The following is a 16,343-nucleotide window of genomic DNA, read 5'->3' on the forward strand; positions in this document are numbered from 1 at the left end:
TTGCGGCCGGGCGGTGGGACGCCTCAGTGGCCGTTGTTCGCGGTTGCGTGGGTGGAGGTGAGGATCCGGTCCGTCCAGGCAATGGCCAGCGCCGACAGCAGGAAGGCGAGGTGGATCAGCGTCTGCCACATCAGCACCTTCTCGGCGTAGTTTCCGGCGCTGATGAAGGTCTTGAGCAGGTGGATGGAGCTGATGCCGATGATGGCCGTGGCGAGCTTGACCTTCAGTACCGAGGCATTGACATGGCTCAACCACTCGGGTTGGTCCGGATGTCCGTCGAGGTTCATGCGTGACACAAAGGTCTCGTAACCGCCGACGATCACCATGATGAGCAGGTTGGAGATCATCACCACGTCGATCAGGGCCAGCACGACCAGCATGATCACCGTTTCGTTCAGCTTGGGCGCTTCCACGCCGATCACCTGGCCGGCGGCATCCTTGATCGTCGGCAGCTGGTAGCCGATGCTCGAGATCAGGGCTTCGAGGGCCGCCTTGCTGCCGAACACCGCCTCGATGAGGTGGAGCAGTTCCTGGAGGAAGTGGAAGACATAGACGCCTTGCGCGAGGATCAACCCGATGTACAGCGGCAGCTGGAGCCACCGGCTGGCAAAGATCAGGTTCGGCAGCGGACGAAGTTTGCCGGAGACAGGGTCGGGAAGCTGGGCCATCAGGGATCGATTCGTTTGCGTGGGCAAAGCGAAATTGTAGTGGCCGCGGGATGACAGCTTTCCCATTGCGCATGCGCAATGACCCAGGAAAGCATGGGGCCCCGAAGTAAGCGCATCGTAAGAGCCCCGCCTTACTGTGCCTGTCGGTGAGAACAACCGACGAGGAGAATTCCGATGAGCGAAGCCCCTGCAACGATCCATCCCGCCCCTGAGTCCGTCGTGAAGGGGGCGCACGTCTCCGGCATGGCCGCGTACGAAAAGCTCGTCGCCGAAGCCGATGCCGACTACGAAGGCTACTGGGCCCGCCTCGCGCGCGAGTTCGTCACCTGGAAGACGCCGTTCACCAAGACGCTGGACACCAGCAACGCCCCGTTCTTCAAGTGGTTCGACGACGGCTCGCTCAACGTCTCGTACAACTGCCTGGACCGCCAGGTCGAAGCGGGCCTCGGCGACAAGGTCGCCATCATCTTCGAGACCGACGACGGCAAGGTCACGCGCCACACCTACCGCGACCTGCTGGCCCGCACGGCTCGCCTCGCGAATGCGCTGCGCGCCGAAGGCGTGCGCCGCGGCGACCGGGTCGTCATCTACATGCCGATGTCCGTCGAGGGCATCGTCGCCATGCAGGCCTGCGCCCGCATCGGCGCCACGCACTCGGTCGTGTTCGGCGGCTTCTCCGCGCAGAGCCTGCGCGACCGCATCCAGGACGCCGGCGCCGTGATGGTGCTCACCGCCGACGAACAGCAGCGTGGGGGCAAGTCGCTGCCGCTCAAGGCGATCGTCGACGAAGCCATCGGGCTCGGCGGTTGCGAGACGGTCCGCAAGGTCATCGTGTACCGCCGCACCGGCGGCAACATCGCCTGGAATGACGGCCGCGACGCCTGGTTGCACGAGCTCACGGCCAGCCAGCCCGAGACCGCGGAGCCGGAATGGGTGGGGGCCGAACACCCGCTGTTCCTGCTGTACACCTCGGGCTCCACCGGCAAGCCGAAGGGCGTGCAGCACTCGAGCGGCGGCTACCTGCTGCATGCGGCCCTGTCCACCAAGTGGACCTTCGACCTGCACGACAAGGACGTGTTCTGGTGCACCGCCGACATTGGCTGGGTCACCGGTCACACCTACATCGCCTACGGACCGCTGGCCCTCGGCGCCACCCAGGTGGTGTTCGAGGGCGTGCCGACCTACCCGGACGCCGGACGCTTCTGGAAGATGATCCAGGACCACAAGGTCACGGTCTTCTACACCGCGCCGACCGCCATCCGCTCGCTCATCAAGGCGGCCGAGGCCAACGAAGCCGTGCACCCCAAGCGTTATGACCTGAGCAGCCTGCGCATCCTGGGGTCGGTCGGCGAGCCGATCAACCCGGCCGCCTGGGACTGGTACCACCAGCACATCGGTGGCGGCCGCTGCCCCATCGTCGACACCTTCTGGCAGACCGAGACCGGTGGCCACGTGATCACCCCGCTGCCGGGCGCCACGCCACTGGTGCCGGGTTCCTGCACCTTGCCGTTCCCGGGCATCCAGGCCGCCGTCGTCGACGAGACCGGCAAGGAAGTGCCATGGGGGCAGGGCGGCATCCTCGTCATCAAGAAGCCCTGGCCCTCGATGATCCGCACGATCTACGGGGACCCTGAGCGCTTCAAGAAGAGCTACTACCCCGAAGACTTCAAGGGCCAGTACTACCTGGCGGGCGACGGCGCCATCCGGGACGCCAAGACGGGCTACTTCACCATCACCGGGCGCATCGACGACGTGCTGAACGTGTCGGGGCACCGGATGGGCACGATGGAAATCGAGTCGGCGCTTGTTTCGCACACCGACCTGGTGGCCGAGGCGGCGGTGGTGGGCCGTCCCGACGACACGACGGGCGAGGCCATCTGTGCGTTCGTGGTGCTCAAGCGGCCGCGCCCCACGGGCGACGAGGCCAAGGCCATCGCCAAGGAACTGCGTGACTGGGTGGGCAAGGAGATCGGCCCGATCGCCAAGCCGCGCGACATCCGCTTCGGCGACAACCTGCCCAAGACCCGCTCGGGCAAGATCATGCGACGCCTGCTGCGCTCGGTCGCCAAGGGTGAGGCGGTGACGCAGGACACCAGCACGCTGGAGAACCCGGCCATCCTTGACCAACTGGGGCAGGCCTACTGACCTCCGGTGTTCGAGTCCACCGGTGTTGCAGGTGCGCCTGCGCACACCGGTGGCTTGCCTGGGCCGTTGCGGAGCGACCGCGTGGCGCGGGCGTCGGGTCGGGTCGAGCCCGGCCGCAGGACGGCGGGGGTTGCCCGCGGCGGTCCCGGGCAGGCGGTGGCAGGGCGGCAAGCGCCGCCCGGTGCACGGTTTACTTCTGCTGCATCACCCACTGCACGAGCTGGCGGGCTTCCGCTTCGCTCACGGGCGGGTTGGCATCCTTCATGGCCGGCATGAAGACCGGGCCCCAGGCGCCCGAGCCGCCCTTGAGCACCTTCTGTGTGAGACGCTCGGTGGCGTCCTTCTGGCCGGCGTACTTGGCCGCGACGTCCTTGAAGGCCGGGCCCACCACCTTCTTCTGCACCGTGTGGCAGCTCATGCAGTTCTTCTTCTGGGCCAGGTCGGCGCTGGCGCGGGCCGGTGCACTGATGGACAGGCCCGCAAAGGCTGCCACGGCAAGCGCGATCGAAACAGATGACTTCATGATTTCCTTCCGTGTTGGTGCGATCCAGGTGAATTACAGTTCCAACACTGTTCACTCAACGCATTCTATGCGTCGGGGTTGACCCGACCCGGGGACCGTCCTGGTCCGAACCGGGCACTATTTCCGGAGGTGGGATCGATGTATTTCGTCGTGATCGGTGTGCTGCTGCTCGTGATGAAGGTGGCGGAGTTCGGGGTCGTGGCGGAATGGTCCTGGTGGGGGATCCTGTCGCCCTTCGCCGCCGCCGTGGTGTGGTGGGCCTGGGCGGATGCCACCGGCTACACCAAGCGCCGTGAGATGGACAAGATGGACGCCCGCCAGGCGAAGCGCCGCCAGGAGAACCTGGCCAAGCTGGGCATGGACGAGCGCGGCCGCCGCGGCAAGCGCCGCTGACGCCGCCCGCGTTCTCCCGGTTCGCGCCTGCGATCGGCCGAACCGCGCCTCGATTGATTCACTTGGTTGACGCCCCGTGGCGCCCCGCACGGACGCCGGTGGCCTCAGGCGAGACACCTCGCGGCTACGGCCGCATCGGGGCTGTGCGCCTCGAACACCACGATCAGGGGACCACGCTTCGCTGGAGCACCAGGTGACCGTGGTAGCTGGCCACGACGCCGGCCAGAGGCAGCGACGCCGAAACGCGAAAGTGCAGCGAGTCGCCCTCGCCCCGCTCCTGTGCAACGACATGGGGCATCAACCACCGCGGGCAGCGGACCCCGAAGAAGCGCAGGCGGATGAGCTTCATCGCCAGCGCACCATCCTCGGCCGACAACTCGAACGTGAGCCGGGCCGCGCCCAGGCGTTCCTCGATCCGACCCTGCACCCAACGCATGTGCGATGTCATGCGCTGCGACGGGAAGCGCCGCGTCCACGACTCGTGGTCGGGGCTCGCGTCGAGTTCGAACCGAATGGGTCCGGCCGTGTCCTGCCTCGGCGTCCCGAGGAACCGCGCGAGACATCGCCCGAGCGAAGACGTCGGAGCGAACGTCTCGACCGACCCGTGCAGCACCACGCGTCCCTGGAGCCGGTGGAAGTGCTGCACCGCTGCGGGCAAGCGGGCATAGCGATCCCTTATCGCCCGTTCATAGAGGGTCAGTGCATTCATTGGGTCTTTCGACGGTTTCGATGCCAAGGCGGCTTGGTGCGGCACACCGGAGCGATTGGTGCGTGCGTCAGCCAACCGATCACGCAGACGGCAGCACGGTAGTGCCTCGGCCCGCGAAGGCGGTGATGGCTGAAGAGCCTTCGGCGCGCGCCATGAAAAAAGGCGACCCGAAGGTCGCCTTTGTCGAACCGCGCCACGGCGCGTGGAAGCGGTCAGGCAGCCAGCGCCTTCGCCTTGGCACGCAGGCGCTTGCGGGCGGCGGCGCCCACGAAGCCGACGCCGACGAGCATCGACAGCATGGCGGCCGGTTCCGGCACCGGAGCGGCGACGGTGGTCGCTGCCACGTTGACGTAGCTGCCGGCGCCCAGCGTGCCGGTGAGGGCGGAGTCGCCGTGGTTGCTGATGGTGAGCGACAGCAGGCCGTTCGGGCCGATGCTGTACGCGAAGATGTCGCTCAGGCTGCCGGTGAACAGGCTCGAGATGCTGGCGCTGATGCTGGTGCGCACGCGGTCGGCGGCATCGGCCAGCGTCAGCGAGGCGAACGACTGCACCGTATCGATGTTGAAGACGGTGCTGGCGTCGAGCGGGCTTGCGTCACCGGAGATGCCGATGGACGCGAGGCCGGAGAAGGTGAACGACGAGTGCGCGTCGAGCGAGAAGTCGCGCGTCCAGGTGGCGCGGGCGAAGCCGGTGGCGTCGCTGGTGGGCATCTGCAGGTTGGCGCCCAGATTGGTGTAATGCACGGCGGCCGTGCCGGTGGCCGGGCTCACGGCGCCATAGACCTGGGCGCGGGTTTCGCCCATCTGCAGGGGAGGGCCGCCGGCGGCGTGCATGTTGTCGCTGTGGTTCAGGGGGCCGCCAGCGGTGGCGCGCGTTTCGACGACAGCGTCAGTGCGGTTCGGGCTCGTCCATTGGCCTGCGATGGAGTCCGGGCCATCCATGCCGGTGCCGGTGAGCAGCGTCGGCAGGCGTTGCTCGGTCAGCTCGAAGCGGGCCGAGTAGTCGGCGCTGGCGTGAGCCAAGGGCGAGAGGCAGCTCGCCACGACGGCGAGGGCGAGGATCGATGAACGCATGTAATTTCCCTGAGTTGAGCGCCGACTTGATCGAAGCCGGATGAGTCATCGTAGTGATGAATATCACGGAGGACTCCCCTCATTCAGGGGGAAAAGGCGCGTGCGTTCACCGATGGGTACGCTCTGTAGCAGGTGGATACCGGATTGGCGTGGAAACCCTCATGCGCCCCTGTCTTCGAAGCGATCCAGAACGGCGCCCGTGCTGGCACTCGACGCGTTGCGCGCGAACTTCGCGAGCACCCCGCGGGTGTAGCGCGGAGCAGGCGCGCGCCACTGCGCACGTCGCGTGGCAAGGTCCGCATCGCTCACGTGCAGCTGCAAGGTGAGCGTATGGGCATCGATGGTGATGGTGTCGCCCTCCTGCACCAGCGCGATCACGCCACCGGCGTAGGCTTCCGGCGTCACGTGACCCACGACCATGCCCCAGGTGCCGCCGGAGAATCGTCCGTCCGTGATGAGCCCCACCGACTCGCCCAGCCCCTGGCCGATGAGGGCGCCGGTGGGCGCGAGCATCTCCGGCATGCCCGGGCCGCCCTGGGGACCCAGGTAGCGAAGCACCATCACGTCGCCCGCCTGGATGCGCCGGTCCATGATGGCAGCCAGGGCCGACTGCTCGTCGTCGAACACCCGCGCCGGCCCGGTGATCACCGGGTTCTTCAGGCCGGTGATCTTCGCCACGCAGCCGTCGGGCGAGAGGTTGCCCTTGAGGATGGCCAGGTGACCCTCGGCATAGATCGGACGGTCGATGGGCCGGATGACCTGCTGCGCGGCATCGGGGACCGGCGCCACATGGGCCAGGCTTTCCGCCACCGTCTGGCCCGTGACGGTGAGGCAGTCGCCGTGCAGCAGACCGGCCTCGAGCAGGACCTTCATCACCTGCGGGATGCCGCCCGCCCGGTGCAGGTCCACGGCCAGGTACTCGCCCGACGGCTTCAGGTTGCACAGCACCGGCACCTTGCGGCGCACGCGCTCGAAGTCGTCCAGGGTCCACTCCACCCCGGCCGCATGCGCGATGGCGAGAAAGTGCAGCACCGCGTTGGTGGAGCCGCCGGTGGCCATGATGACGGCCACGGCGTTCTCGATGGACTGCCGCGTGACGATGTCGCGCGGTTTCAGGTCACGACGCACCGCCTCGACCAGCACCCGGGCGGCCTGCCTGGCATGCGCGACGGTCTCCTCGTGCGGGTTGGCCATGGTGCTGGAGCGGGGGAGGGACATGCCCAGGGCCTCGAAGGCCGAGCTCATCGTGTTGGCCGTGTACATGCCGCCGCAGGAGCCGTTGCCGGGGATCGCGCGGCGCTCGATCTGACAGAAGTCCTCTTCGGTCATCTGGCCGGCGGTGAACTGCCCCACGGCCTCGAACACGCTGACGATGTTCAGGTCCTGGCCCTTGTAGTGGCCCGGCAGGATGGTGCCGCCGTAGACGTAGATGGACGGCACGTTGGCGCGCAGCATGCCCATCATGCCGCCGGGCATGTTCTTGTCGCAGCCGCCGACCACGAGCACGCCGTCCATCCACTGGCCGCCCACGCAGGTCTCGATGCAGTCGGCGATGACCTCGCGCGAGACGAGGCTGTACTTCATGCCTTCGGTGCCCATCGCCATGCCGTCGCTGATGGTGGGCGTGCCGAAGATCTGGGCGTTGCCGCCCGCCTCCTCGATGCCGGCCACGGCGGCATCGGCCAGGCGCTGAAGGCCGGCGTTGCACGGCGTGATCGTGGAGTGGCCGTTGGCCACGCCGATCATCGGCTTGCGGAAGTCGCCTTCCTCGTAGCCGAGGCCGTAGTACATCGAGCGGTTGGGGGCGCGGGCCACGCCTTCGGTGATGTGGCGCGAGCGGCGGTTGATGTCACTCATGGGAGCTCCTGGGCAGGCGAGGGCGGGGCGGGGCACCGCGATGGCTGCAGTATCGGGCCGTGCGGCCACGCATGTCTCATCCTCTGCCCGAAGTCCCTGCGCACGCCGTACCCGTCGCCCGGGATAATGGGAGGCTGCGGCCCTGAGCCGCGGCCTGGTGGGTTATCGTTCGCCCTCGTCGGATTCACTCACGCCCATGCTCGTTCATCCCTACATCGACCCTGTCGCCGTGAAGATCGGTCCGGTCGCCATCCACTGGTATGGCCTGACCTACCTCGTCGCCTTCGGCCTGTTTTTGTGGCTCGCCTCCATCCGGGTGCGCCGGCCGCAGTTCGCCAGCCGGGGCTGGACCCGCCGCGACGTCGAGGACCTGCTGTTCTACGGCGTGGTCGGCGTGGTGCTCGGCGGACGGCTCGGCTATGTGATCTTCTACAAGGCGAGCTACTACGCCAGCCACCTCGGCGAGGTGTTCGCGGTATGGAAGGGTGGCATGTCCTTCCATGGCGGCCTCGTCGGCGTGATCGTCGCGATGGCCGTCTTCGCCTGGGTGCGCAAGCGGCCGGTGATGGAGGTCTGGGACCTGATCGCTCCGTGCGTGCCGACGGGCCTCGCGTCCGGCCGGGTGGGCAACTTCATCAATGGCGAACTCGTCGGCCGCACCGCCGATCCGAGCCTGCCCTGGGCCATGCAGTTCCCCCGCTTCGACAGCGCGGCGCGCCATCCGTCCCAGATCTACCAGTTCCTGCTCGAGGGCATGCTGCTCTTCGTGCTGCTGTGGTGGTACGCCAGCAAGCCGCGCCACCGCGGCCAGGTGTCCGGGGCGTTCCTCGTGGGCTATGGCGTCTGCCGCTTCATCGCCGAGTACTTCCGTGAGCCCGACAACTTCCTCGGCCTGCTGTCGCTCGGCCTGACCATGGGCCAGTGGCTGAGCCTGCCGATGATCGCGGCCGGCGCCATCATGTGGGCCTGGGCCACGCGCCGCGGCGCGGGCCTGCCGGAGGGCGCGGCGGCATGAGGCAGATCTTCCTCGACACCGAAACCACCGGCCTGAGCCCGGAGTCGGGCGACCGCATCATCGAGATCGGTTGCGTGGAGATGGTGAACCGCCGGCTGACCGGCCGCAACCTGCATTTCTACCTGAACCCGGAGCGCAAGAGCCACGAGGACGCCGTCAAGATCCACGGCCTCACCGACGAGTTCCTGGCCGACAAGCCGCTGTTCTCGAGCGTGGCCGACGAACTCATGTCGTACCTCGCGGACGCCGAGATCATCATCCACAACGCCGCGTTCGACGTCGGCTTCCTGAATGAGGAACTTCGCCGCCTCGGGCGCCCGAAGTTCCCGGAGCAGGTGAGCGCCGTCACCGACAGCCTGACCATGGCGCGGGAGATGTTCCCCGGCAAGTCGAACTCGCTCGACGCGCTGTGCAAGCGCCTGGAAGTCGACAACACCAACCGCACCTTGCACGGCGCCTTGCTGGACGCCGGCCTGCTGGCCGAGGTCTACATCCGCATGACGCGCGGCCAGGACTCCCTGGTCATCGATGCCTCCGACAGCGGGGACGACCAGATCGTCGTCGCCGCCATCGACCTGAGCCAGTTCACCCTGCCGGTGCTGACGGCCACCGCCGAGGAGCTCGACGCCCACCAGGGTGTGCTCAAGGATCTCGATAAATCTTCAAACGGAAAGACCAAATGGCATTTGCTTGTGGCATAATGCGAGGCTCTGCGAAACGCAGCGCCTGACGGCAACGACAGGCACCGCTTCGGTGGCTCCCGCCCCCTCCAGCGTCACGTTTCACAGCCCGAGTTTCGGGTGGTTAGCTCAGCGGTAGAGCACTGCCTTCACACGGCAGGGGTCACAGGTTCAATCCCTGTACCACCCACCAGTCGAGAAGCCCGCAGCCCTCACGGACTGCGGGCTTTTTTCATGCTGCCCTTGCTCCCGTGACGCCGTTCTTCGAGGCGCATGCCGGGTGGTCGAGCCTGTGGCATAGTGACATCCGTGAAAGCCCTCCAAAGCAAACGCGCCAAAGCCGTCCTCGCCGACCCCGAGGCGCGCGACCAGTTGCGCAGCTTCCTGGCCACCCGCACCGGCCGTCCCGCCGGTCACGCGGCTGGTGTCCGGGCCGAGCTCATCGAGGTGCAGCAGGCCGGTGGCAAGACACTGCGTGTCCAGCCCAGGGTGGTCGCCAAGGCTGCCTGAGCGTTCGGCCGCGCGATGAACATTGCGCTGCCCGCCGTGGTCGTGTTCGTCCTGCTGCTGCCGGGCTTCATCGCCCGTTCGCGGCTCAAGCGCATCGAACGCCTGTCGGTCGACTACTCACCGTTCGGGCAGGTCGCCACCGAGGCGGTGGTCTGGGCCGGTGGCCTGCACGTGCTGTGGGTGCTCCTGATGGGCTGGCTCACGCCCTATGTCTTCCGGCCCGAGATCGCCCTGACGCTGCTCTCCATCGAGCCGCGCACCCAGACGGCCGCGCTGCAGGCCCTGGCCCGGGAGACGCCGGCGTTGACCTTCTACTTCGGTTCGCTGCTGGCCTTTGCCTACCTCGGGCCGCTCGGCATGCGGCGGCTCATCACCTGGCGCCGCTGGGACCGGGTGGGCTCGCCCCTCAGCGGGCTGCTCCGCTTTTCCGGCGCGCCGTGGTACTACCTGCTGAGCGGTGCCGATTTCGCGGAGGACGAATGCCCCGACCTGATCGCCATCAGTGCCATCGTCAACGTGTCGGGTGATCCCTTCCTCTACACCGGCGTGCTGGAGGACTACTACCTCGATGCCGATGGCCAGCTCGACCGGCTCATCCTCTCGCAGGTGATGCGCCGCCCGCTCGGCAAGGACAAGCCGGCCGGCGAGGCGCCGCCGGCCGGCGAGCGTTTCTACGCCGTCGATGGCGACTATTTCGTGCTGCGCTACGCCGAGGCCGTGACGCTCAACGTGGAGTACATCGTGCTGGACGAGGCGGAGGGCGCCACGGAGGAGGTGCCGGACGACGATGCCCCGGCCGTCGACGCCGCTGCCGACGCCGCGGCGCACAACCTCGAATGAGGTCCCTGCTGCTGCGCACCAGCCGGGCCACCGCCGAGGAACTCGGCGCGGTCGTCTGGTCCTTCGTCTACTTCTTCGCCTTGCTGGCCGGCTACTACGTGCTGCGCCCCATCCGCGACGAGATGGGCCTGCAGCTCGGGCCCGGCGTGCTGCAGCAGCTCTTCACCTGGGTGTTCCTCGCCATGCTGTTGCTGGTGCCCGCCTTCGGCTGGCTGACCCGCCGGTTCCCGAGGCGGCAACTGCTGCCCTGGCTGTATGCCTTCTTCGCGCTCAACCTGGTCGGCTTCCACATCGCGTTCGATGCGGGCGGGGTGCAGCGGCCGGTGCTGGCCCAGGTCTTCTTCGTCTGGGCAGCGGTCTTCAACCTGTTCGTGATCTCCGTCTTCTGGAGCTTCATGGCCGACCTCTTCGACACGGGGCAGGCGAAGCGGCTGTACGGCTTCATCTCGGCCGGCGGCACCTTGGGCGCACTGGCCGGTCCGCTGCTCACCGCGAGCCTCGTGCGGCCACTCGGCGCGCGTCCGCTGTTGCTGGTGTCCGCGGGCTTCCTGTGCGTGTCCATCGTCGCGATCCTGCGGTTGCGGGCGTGGGCTCGGCGCACGGGTGCGACAGGGCAGGGCGCGGACAGCGGCGAGCAGCAGGGGCTCAAGGGTTCGGTCGTGGGCGGGCTGGTCGACGTGCTGCGCTCCCCCTACCTGCTCAGCCTGTGCGTGTTCCTGCTCGGCTACACGGTGCTGTCGACCTTCCTCTACTTCCTCGGGGCGGAGCTCATTCCCAAGGCCATCAGCGACAGCGGCGAGCGCACGCAGTTGCTGGCCCAGGTCGACCTGGCGGTGAACGTGCTGGCCTTGCTGCTGCAGCTGCTCGCCTTCAAGGGACTCATCACCCGCCTGGGCGTGCGTTTCGTGCTCGGATTGCTGCCCGTCGTGTCCATCGCCGGCTTCATCGTGCTGGCGGGGAGCTGGCCGGCGCTTGGCGTGCTGGTGGCCTTCGGGATCGTGCGGCGTGCGGGCGAATACGCGCTGACCAAGCCGGCCCGCGAGACCCTCTTCAACGTGCTGCCGCCCGAGCAGAAGTACAAGGCCAAGAACGTCATCGACACCCTGGTCCACCGCACGGGCGACACGGCGTCCGCCTGGGGCTTCGCCGGCTTGCGGGCGCTGGAGATCACGTCCGTTCAGATCGCCTGGCTGTCGGCCGTGCTCGCGGCCGGCTGGTGGTGGGTCTCGCAGTCGCTCGGTCGGCGCGCCGAGGTGCTTCAGGGCGAAGCGGCGGCGCGCGAGGCGAAGGTCACGACTGTTCCTTGTTGAACAAGCCGTGCAGGTTCATGGGGGTGCTGATGAGGTGCCCCATGCGCCGCGCCTTGGTGTCCAGGTAGCCGGCGTTGTGCGGGTTGCCGCCGACATTGAGCTCCACCCGCTCCTCCACCGTGGTGCCGAAGCGGCGCAGCGCATCGACCTTTGCGGGGTTGTTGGTCATCAGGCGCACGCTGCTCACGCCCAGCGCGACGAGCATGTCGTGGGCGATCTGGTAGTCGCGGGAGTCGTCGGGCAGGCCCAGCAACCGGTTCGCGTCGACGGTGTCGGCGCCCGCCTGTTGCAGCGCATACGCCCGGATCTTGTTCACGAGCCCGATGCCGCGGCCTTCCTGTCGCAGGTAAACAAGCACGCCCCGGCCTTCCTTGGCGATCGCCTCGATGGCACCGCGCAACTGCGGGCCGCAGTCGCACTTGAGGCTGAAGAGCGTGTCGCCGGTGAGGCACTCGGAGTGCAGGCGGGTCAGCACGGGCGAGCCGCTGGCGATGTCGCCCATCGTCAGGGCCGCATGCTCGCGGCCGGTCACCGGATCGGTCACGCCGTGGAGCTGGAATTCGCCCAGTTCGGTGGGAAGCCAGCACGAAACCAGGCTCGGGAGGGTACTCATGAAAGGTCTTCGAGTTGTGTCGCCCGGCCCGCCGCGAGCGGCAGGCCGGCCCCGGGGACGCAGGGGCGTCGGAGTCGGAAAAACGGGTCCAAGCCCTGCATTGTCCACCCGATTCATGCGGGGCCGGCGCGACGACCCGGATTCGCCGTGCGGCCGCGGGGAGACTGGCCTCGGCCCGCTATGCTTGCGAGCGGGCGCCACCTCGGGCGCCGTTCGAGGCAGTGACGATGACGGATGTGGATGCGGTGGTGGTGGGCGCCGGGGTGGTGGGCCTGGCCGTGGCGCGGGCACTGGCCCGCAGTGGCCTCGACACCCTGGTGCTGGAGTCCGAGACGGCCATCGGCACCGGTGTCAGCTCGCGCAATAGCGAGGTCATCCACGCCGGGCTGTATTACCCGCAGGGCTCGCTCAAGGCGCGGCTCTGCGTCGCGGGGCGCGACCAGCTCTACGCCCTGTGCGCCAGCCACGGCGTGGCCCACCGGCGCTGCGGCAAGCTGGTCGTCGCGACCGACGAGCGCCAGTTGCCGGGCCTTGATCGCCTGTTCGCCCAGGCCCACGCCAATGGGGTCACCGACGTGCAGCGCCTGACCCGCGCCGAGGCGCTCGCCATGGAGCCCGAGCTCGACTGCGTCGCCGCGATGTGGTCGCCCTCCACCGGCATCGTCGACAGCCACGGCCTGATGCTCGCCCTGCAGGGCGACCTCGAACGCGCCGGCGGCGCCGTGGCGCTCGCGTCGCCGGTGCTGTCCGCGCGTTGCGGTGCGGGCGGACACCTGCTGCGGGTGGGTGGCGCCGAACCCATGACCCTCAGCGCTCGCCACGTGGTCAACGCGGCGGCCCTGGGTGCGGTGGCGCTGGCGGCCGGCACGGAAGGGTTCCCGGCCGCGCTGGTTCCCAAGGCCTGGCGCAGCAAGGGCAACTACTACGCGTTGTCGGGGCGTGCACCGTTCACCCGCCTCGTGTACCCGCTGCCGCAGGACGCCTGGCTGGGGGTGCACCTCACGCTGGACCAGGCCGGGCAGGCGCGATTCGGGCCGGATGTCGAGTGGCTGCCCGACGACCCGGCAGCGCCGATCGACTACCGGGTGGACCCGGCCCGGGCGGAGGCGTTCTATGCCGACGTGCGGCGCTACTGGCCGGGGCTGCCCGATGGCGCGCTGGTGCCGGCCTACAGCGGCGTGCGCCCGAAGATCCACGGGCCCGATGCGCCTGCGCCCGACTTCCTGGTTCAGGGGCCGGCGGAGAACGGCGTGTCTGGCTGGGTCAACCTCTTCGGCATCGAGTCGCCCGGACTCACCTCCTGCCTGGCGCTGGCCGACGAAGTGCTCGCCCGACTGGGGATTCAGCCGGCCTGAGGCTGCGGCGCGGGCACCCAGCTGCCATCCACCAGCAGTTCGTGGGGATTGAACTGCGCCTTGTAAGCCATCTTCTGGCTCTCGCGGATCCAGTAGCCGAGGTAGGTGTGCTGCAGCCCGAGCAGGCGGGTCTGCTCGATCTGCCAGAGCACGTTGTAGGTGCCGTAGCTGGTATGCGGTTCGGGCGCGTAGAAGGTGTAGACCGCCGACAGGCCGTCGTTCAGGATGTCGAGGATGGAGACCATCTTGAGCGCCCCGATCCCCGCACCGTCGGGCACCGGCTCCCGGAACTCCACCAGGCGGGAGTTGACGCGACTCTGCAGCAGGAACTGGGTGTACTGGTCGACGCTGTCGTTGTCCATGCCGCCGCCGCTGTGGCGTCCGGCCTGGTAGCGGAGGTAGAGCTCGTAGTGCTCGGGCACGAAGCACAGGCGCAGCACGCGCGCCTTGAGGTGGCTGTGGGCCTTCCAGGCGCGGCGCTGGCTGCGGGTCGGCGTGAAGCCGGCCACCGGCACGCGCAGGGGGACGCAGGCCTTGCAGCCATCGCAGAACGGCCGGTAGGTGAACATGCCGCTGCGCCGGAAGCCGTTCGAGACGAGGCCGGAGTAGGCGTCGGCGTGGATGAGGTGACTGGGCGTCGCGACCTGCGAGCGGGCCATCCGGTCGGGCAGGTAGCTGCACGGGTAGGGTGCCGTTGCATAGAACTGCAACGACGACAGCGGAAGCTCCTTCGGGTGCGTCACGGGCCGGGGTCCTGGTCGGTCGGGTCGGTGGGACGATCCAACAGGTCCCACATCGCCGCATCATAGGACCAATCGTCGATCGGTCGCGCGCTGTTGCGTACCGACAAGGCCCGCTCGAACTCGCTTCTCGGGATTTCCCTGCCTCCGAGCGAGGCCAGGTGGCCGGTGCGCTGCTGGCAGTCGATCAGGGAGACCCCCTGCGCCCGGCAGAAGCACACCAGCGCGGCGAACGCGATCTTGGACGCATCGGTGCGGCGGGCGAACATGGATTCGCCGAACACCATGCGGCCGATGTTCACCAGGTACAGGCCCCCCACCAGTTCGCCGTTCATCCAGGTCTCCACGCTGTGGGTCGCCCCGAGGGCATGCCAGCGGCAGTAGGCGTCGATCATCTCCGGCACGATCCAGGTGCCGCTCTGGCCTTCGCGGGGCGCCTGGGCGCAGGCCGTGATCACCGCGCGGAAGTCGCCGTCGATGCGCACTTCGCAGTCGGGGGTGCGCGCGAACCGGCGCACCGTCTTGCGCAGGGATCGCGTCAGGCGGAACTCGTCGACGAACATCACCATGCGCGGGTCGGGCGACCACCACAACACCGGCTGGTCGGCGCCGTACCAGGGGAACACGCCCTTGCCATAGGCCTCGGCCAGCCGCTGCGGAGTGAGCTCGCCGCCCGCCGCGAGCAGGCCGGGTGCTTCCGAGTCGTGGGGCAGGGCCAGACTCGGGTCCGGCAAGCGGTCGCGCGAACCGTGCAGCCACGGGATCATGCCGCGCTCCCCGCACCGACCGACTTCTTCTGGGCCAGCGGCACCCCGTGGCGCACGGCAATCATCTCCGCCAGGATCGACACCGCGATCTCGGCGGGCGAATTGCCGCCGAGGTGGAGCCCGATCGGGCCGTGCAGGCGGTTGATCTCGTCCCGGCTCAGATCGAACTGGGCGAGCCGCTCCTTGCGCTGGGCGGTGTGGCGGCGCGAGCCGAGGGCGCCCACGTAGAAGGCCGGCGACTTGAGGGCTTCCAGCAGCACCAGGTCGTCGAGCTTGGGGTCGTGGGTGAGGGCGGCCACGGCGCAGTGGGGGTCGATCTCGAGGGCCAGTGCCACGTCGTCCGGCATCTCGCGGGTGAAGGTGGAACCGGGGACGTTCCAGGCCTCGTGGTAGGCGTCGCGGGGGTCGCAGCAGATGACCTCGAAGTCGAGCGCCAGCGCCATGCGCGCCAGCACCTGGGACAAGGGGCCGGCGCCCACGATGAGCAGCCGCCAGCGCGGTCCGAAGATGCCGCGCAGCAGGCTGCCATCGAAGGCGAAGCGCTCACCGCGCACGGCAGCTTCGAGCCAGACGCGGCCGCTCGGCAGGTCCAGGCAGCGTGCGACGAGCTCATGCCGACCCACCCGTTCGAGCACACCGTCAATCCAGTCGGTGCGGCCGAGCGGTTCGAGCAGCAGCCGCAGGTTGCCGCCGCAGGGCAGGCCGAAGCGGGCGGCCTCGTCCTTGGAGATGCCGTAGGTGAAGAGGGTGGGGCGGTCGACCCGTTCGCCATCGCGAACGCGGGCGATCAGGTCGTCCTCGATGCAGCCGCCGGAGACGGAGCCCGCCACCACGCCGTCGTCGCGCAGCACCAGCAGGGCGCCGGGCGGGCGGGGCGCGGAGCCCCATGTTTCAAGGACGGTCACGAGCCAGACCGCGTGGCCGGCTCGGTGCCAGTCGCGGGCGAGGGTCAACGCGTTGAGGTCGAGGCTGTCCATCCAGTGGGATCCAGGCGAGCGAGTCCGATGGTAGCGCGGCCGGCCCGGATGGCCGGCGGCGGGGCTTCTGCGCCGTGGCAAATGGCGGCCCCGGGACCGGCTCCGAAGCCCCGCGTGGTGCCCGCGGTGAACCCATTACCTAAGTCACGCCTTCGCTCCAGGCCCCGC

At 68.5% G+C, this 16,343-nt stretch carries 17 protein-coding genes and 1 tRNA gene; 9 read left to right on the forward strand and 9 right to left on the reverse strand.

The genetic code is table 11. From position 1 onward, the window contains the following. Positions 1-23: 23 nt before the first annotated feature. Positions 24-668 (reverse strand): TIGR00645 family protein, encoded by a 645-nt coding sequence (locus tag ACSQ2F_RS06865; protein WP_436021094.1) that lies wholly within the window; start codon positions 666-668, stop codon positions 24-26. 174 nt (positions 669-842) lie between these two features. On the opposite strand from ACSQ2F_RS06865, the gene acs reads away from it, so the two are divergent. Beyond that, positions 843-2,813, forward strand: a complete 1,971-nt coding sequence (gene acs, locus ACSQ2F_RS06870; protein ID WP_436021096.1) for an acetate--CoA ligase — start codon at positions 843-845, stop codon at positions 2,811-2,813. 190 nt (positions 2,814-3,003) lie between these two features. Here acs and ACSQ2F_RS06875 read toward each other — a convergent pair whose 3' ends face one another. Continuing rightward, on the reverse strand, positions 3,004-3,336 hold the full coding sequence (locus ACSQ2F_RS06875; RefSeq protein WP_436021098.1) for a c-type cytochrome: 333 nt from the start codon (positions 3,334-3,336) through the stop codon (positions 3,004-3,006). A 138-nt stretch (positions 3,337-3,474) separates the two neighbouring features. Between ACSQ2F_RS06875 and ACSQ2F_RS06880 the strand changes: the two genes are divergently transcribed. Further along, entirely contained in the window at positions 3,475-3,729 is a 255-nt protein-coding gene (locus tag ACSQ2F_RS06880) for a TIGR04438 family Trp-rich protein (RefSeq protein ID WP_436021100.1), read from the forward strand. A 163-nt stretch (positions 3,730-3,892) separates the two neighbouring features. On the opposite strand, the gene ACSQ2F_RS06885 is transcribed toward ACSQ2F_RS06880, so the two are convergent. From ACSQ2F_RS06885 to ilvD, 3 genes are all read right to left on the reverse strand, one after another. Continuing rightward, on the reverse strand, positions 3,893-4,438 hold the full coding sequence (locus tag ACSQ2F_RS06885) for a DUF4166 domain-containing protein (RefSeq protein ID WP_436021102.1): 546 nt from the start codon (positions 4,436-4,438) through the stop codon (positions 3,893-3,895). A 212-nt stretch (positions 4,439-4,650) separates the two neighbouring features. After that, on the reverse strand, positions 4,651-5,511 hold the full coding sequence (locus ACSQ2F_RS06890; RefSeq protein WP_436021104.1) for a PEP-CTERM sorting domain-containing protein: 861 nt from the start codon (positions 5,509-5,511) through the stop codon (positions 4,651-4,653). Positions 5,512-5,670: 159 nt separating this feature from the next. After that, a complete protein-coding gene (gene ilvD, locus ACSQ2F_RS06895) occupies positions 5,671-7,368 on the reverse strand; it encodes a dihydroxy-acid dehydratase (protein WP_436021106.1) in 1,698 nt (565 codons plus the stop codon). Between the two features lie 196 nt (positions 7,369-7,564). Here ilvD and lgt point away from each other — a divergent pair, with 196 nt between their 5' ends. From lgt to ACSQ2F_RS06925, 6 genes are all read left to right on the forward strand, one after another. Next, positions 7,565-8,383: a prolipoprotein diacylglyceryl transferase gene (gene lgt, locus ACSQ2F_RS06900; protein ID WP_436021108.1), complete on the forward strand. Its 819-nt coding sequence runs from the start codon at positions 7,565-7,567 to the stop codon at positions 8,381-8,383. Then, positions 8,380-9,084, forward strand: coding sequence for a DNA polymerase III subunit epsilon (gene dnaQ, locus ACSQ2F_RS06905; protein ID WP_436021110.1), 705 nt, complete (start codon positions 8,380-8,382; stop codon positions 9,082-9,084). The genes lgt and dnaQ overlap by 4 nt, the downstream gene beginning before the upstream one ends. Before the next feature lie 97 nt (positions 9,085-9,181). Next, positions 9,182-9,256 (forward strand) — tRNA-Val (locus ACSQ2F_RS06910). Between the two features lie 116 nt (positions 9,257-9,372). Next, positions 9,373-9,573, forward strand: coding sequence for a hypothetical protein (locus tag ACSQ2F_RS06915; protein ID WP_436021112.1), 201 nt, complete (start codon positions 9,373-9,375; stop codon positions 9,571-9,573). A gap of 15 nt (positions 9,574-9,588) precedes the next feature. After that, positions 9,589-10,413, forward strand: coding sequence for a hypothetical protein (locus ACSQ2F_RS06920; protein WP_436021114.1), 825 nt, complete (start codon positions 9,589-9,591; stop codon positions 10,411-10,413). Next, positions 10,410-11,723 carry an NTP/NDP exchange transporter gene (locus ACSQ2F_RS06925; RefSeq protein WP_436021116.1) on the forward strand — a complete coding sequence of 438 codons (1,314 nt, stop codon included), beginning with the start codon at positions 10,410-10,412 and terminating at the stop codon, positions 11,721-11,723. Before ACSQ2F_RS06920 ends, ACSQ2F_RS06925 begins: the two co-directional genes overlap by 4 nt. On the opposite strand, the gene ribA is transcribed toward ACSQ2F_RS06925, so the two are convergent. Continuing rightward, positions 11,704-12,336: a GTP cyclohydrolase II gene (gene ribA, locus ACSQ2F_RS06930; protein ID WP_436021118.1), complete on the reverse strand. Its 633-nt coding sequence runs from the start codon at positions 12,334-12,336 to the stop codon at positions 11,704-11,706. The two genes, ACSQ2F_RS06925 and ribA, sit on opposite strands and share 20 nt — an antisense overlap. Before the next feature lie 227 nt (positions 12,337-12,563). Here ribA and ACSQ2F_RS06935 point away from each other — a divergent pair, with 227 nt between their 5' ends. Beyond that, positions 12,564-13,691, forward strand: a complete 1,128-nt coding sequence (locus tag ACSQ2F_RS06935; protein ID WP_436021120.1) for an NAD(P)/FAD-dependent oxidoreductase — start codon at positions 12,564-12,566, stop codon at positions 13,689-13,691. Here the strand turns inward: ACSQ2F_RS06935 and ACSQ2F_RS06940 are convergent. From ACSQ2F_RS06940 to ACSQ2F_RS06950, 3 genes are read right to left on the reverse strand one after another with little or no spacing between them, the layout of a single operon-like run. Continuing rightward, a complete protein-coding gene (locus ACSQ2F_RS06940) occupies positions 13,679-14,434 on the reverse strand; it encodes an arginyltransferase (protein WP_436021122.1) in 756 nt (251 codons plus the stop codon). The two genes, ACSQ2F_RS06935 and ACSQ2F_RS06940, sit on opposite strands and share 13 nt — an antisense overlap. Next, the gene (gene aat / locus ACSQ2F_RS06945; RefSeq protein ID WP_436021124.1) at positions 14,431-15,198 is read right to left on the reverse strand and encodes a leucyl/phenylalanyl-tRNA--protein transferase; all 768 of its coding nucleotides are present in this window, start codon (positions 15,196-15,198) and stop codon (positions 14,431-14,433) included. The genes ACSQ2F_RS06940 and aat overlap by 4 nt, the downstream gene beginning before the upstream one ends. Then, positions 15,195-16,175 (reverse strand): XdhC family protein, encoded by a 981-nt coding sequence (locus ACSQ2F_RS06950; RefSeq protein WP_436021125.1) that lies wholly within the window; start codon positions 16,173-16,175, stop codon positions 15,195-15,197. Before ACSQ2F_RS06950 ends, aat begins: the two co-directional genes overlap by 4 nt. Positions 16,176-16,343: the final 168 nt, after the last annotated feature.

The sequence above is a fragment of the Rhizobacter sp. LjRoot28 genome (assembly GCF_964253025.1).
Taxonomy (GTDB): domain Bacteria; phylum Pseudomonadota; class Gammaproteobacteria; order Burkholderiales; family Burkholderiaceae_C; genus Rhizobacter.

Coding starts and splice junctions, on each gene's coding strand:
- ACSQ2F_RS06865 (WP_436021094.1), bottom strand. CDS start 668: ATGGCCCAGCTTCCCGACCCTGTCTCCGGCAAACTTCGTCCGCTGCCG.
- acs (WP_436021096.1), top strand. CDS start 843: ATGAGCGAAGCCCCTGCAACGATCCATCCCGCCCCTGAGTCCGTCGTG.
- ACSQ2F_RS06875 (WP_436021098.1), bottom strand. CDS start 3,336: ATGAAGTCATCTGTTTCGATCGCGCTTGCCGTGGCAGCCTTTGCGGGC.
- ACSQ2F_RS06880 (WP_436021100.1), top strand. CDS start 3,475: ATGTATTTCGTCGTGATCGGTGTGCTGCTGCTCGTGATGAAGGTGGCG.
- ACSQ2F_RS06885 (WP_436021102.1), bottom strand. CDS start 4,438: ATGAATGCACTGACCCTCTATGAACGGGCGATAAGGGATCGCTATGCC.
- ACSQ2F_RS06890 (WP_436021104.1), bottom strand. CDS start 5,511: ATGCGTTCATCGATCCTCGCCCTCGCCGTCGTGGCGAGCTGCCTCTCG.
- ilvD (WP_436021106.1), bottom strand. CDS start 7,368: ATGAGTGACATCAACCGCCGCTCGCGCCACATCACCGAAGGCGTGGCC.
- lgt (WP_436021108.1), top strand. CDS start 7,565: ATGCTCGTTCATCCCTACATCGACCCTGTCGCCGTGAAGATCGGTCCG.
- dnaQ (WP_436021110.1), top strand. CDS start 8,380: ATGAGGCAGATCTTCCTCGACACCGAAACCACCGGCCTGAGCCCGGAG.
- ACSQ2F_RS06920 (WP_436021114.1), top strand. CDS start 9,589: ATGAACATTGCGCTGCCCGCCGTGGTCGTGTTCGTCCTGCTGCTGCCG.
- ACSQ2F_RS06925 (WP_436021116.1), top strand. CDS start 10,410: ATGAGGTCCCTGCTGCTGCGCACCAGCCGGGCCACCGCCGAGGAACTC.
- ribA (WP_436021118.1), bottom strand. CDS start 12,336: ATGAGTACCCTCCCGAGCCTGGTTTCGTGCTGGCTTCCCACCGAACTG.
- ACSQ2F_RS06935 (WP_436021120.1), top strand. CDS start 12,564: ATGACGGATGTGGATGCGGTGGTGGTGGGCGCCGGGGTGGTGGGCCTG.
- aat (WP_436021124.1), bottom strand. CDS start 15,198: ATGATCCCGTGGCTGCACGGTTCGCGCGACCGCTTGCCGGACCCGAGT.
- ACSQ2F_RS06950 (WP_436021125.1), bottom strand. CDS start 16,175: ATGGACAGCCTCGACCTCAACGCGTTGACCCTCGCCCGCGACTGGCAC.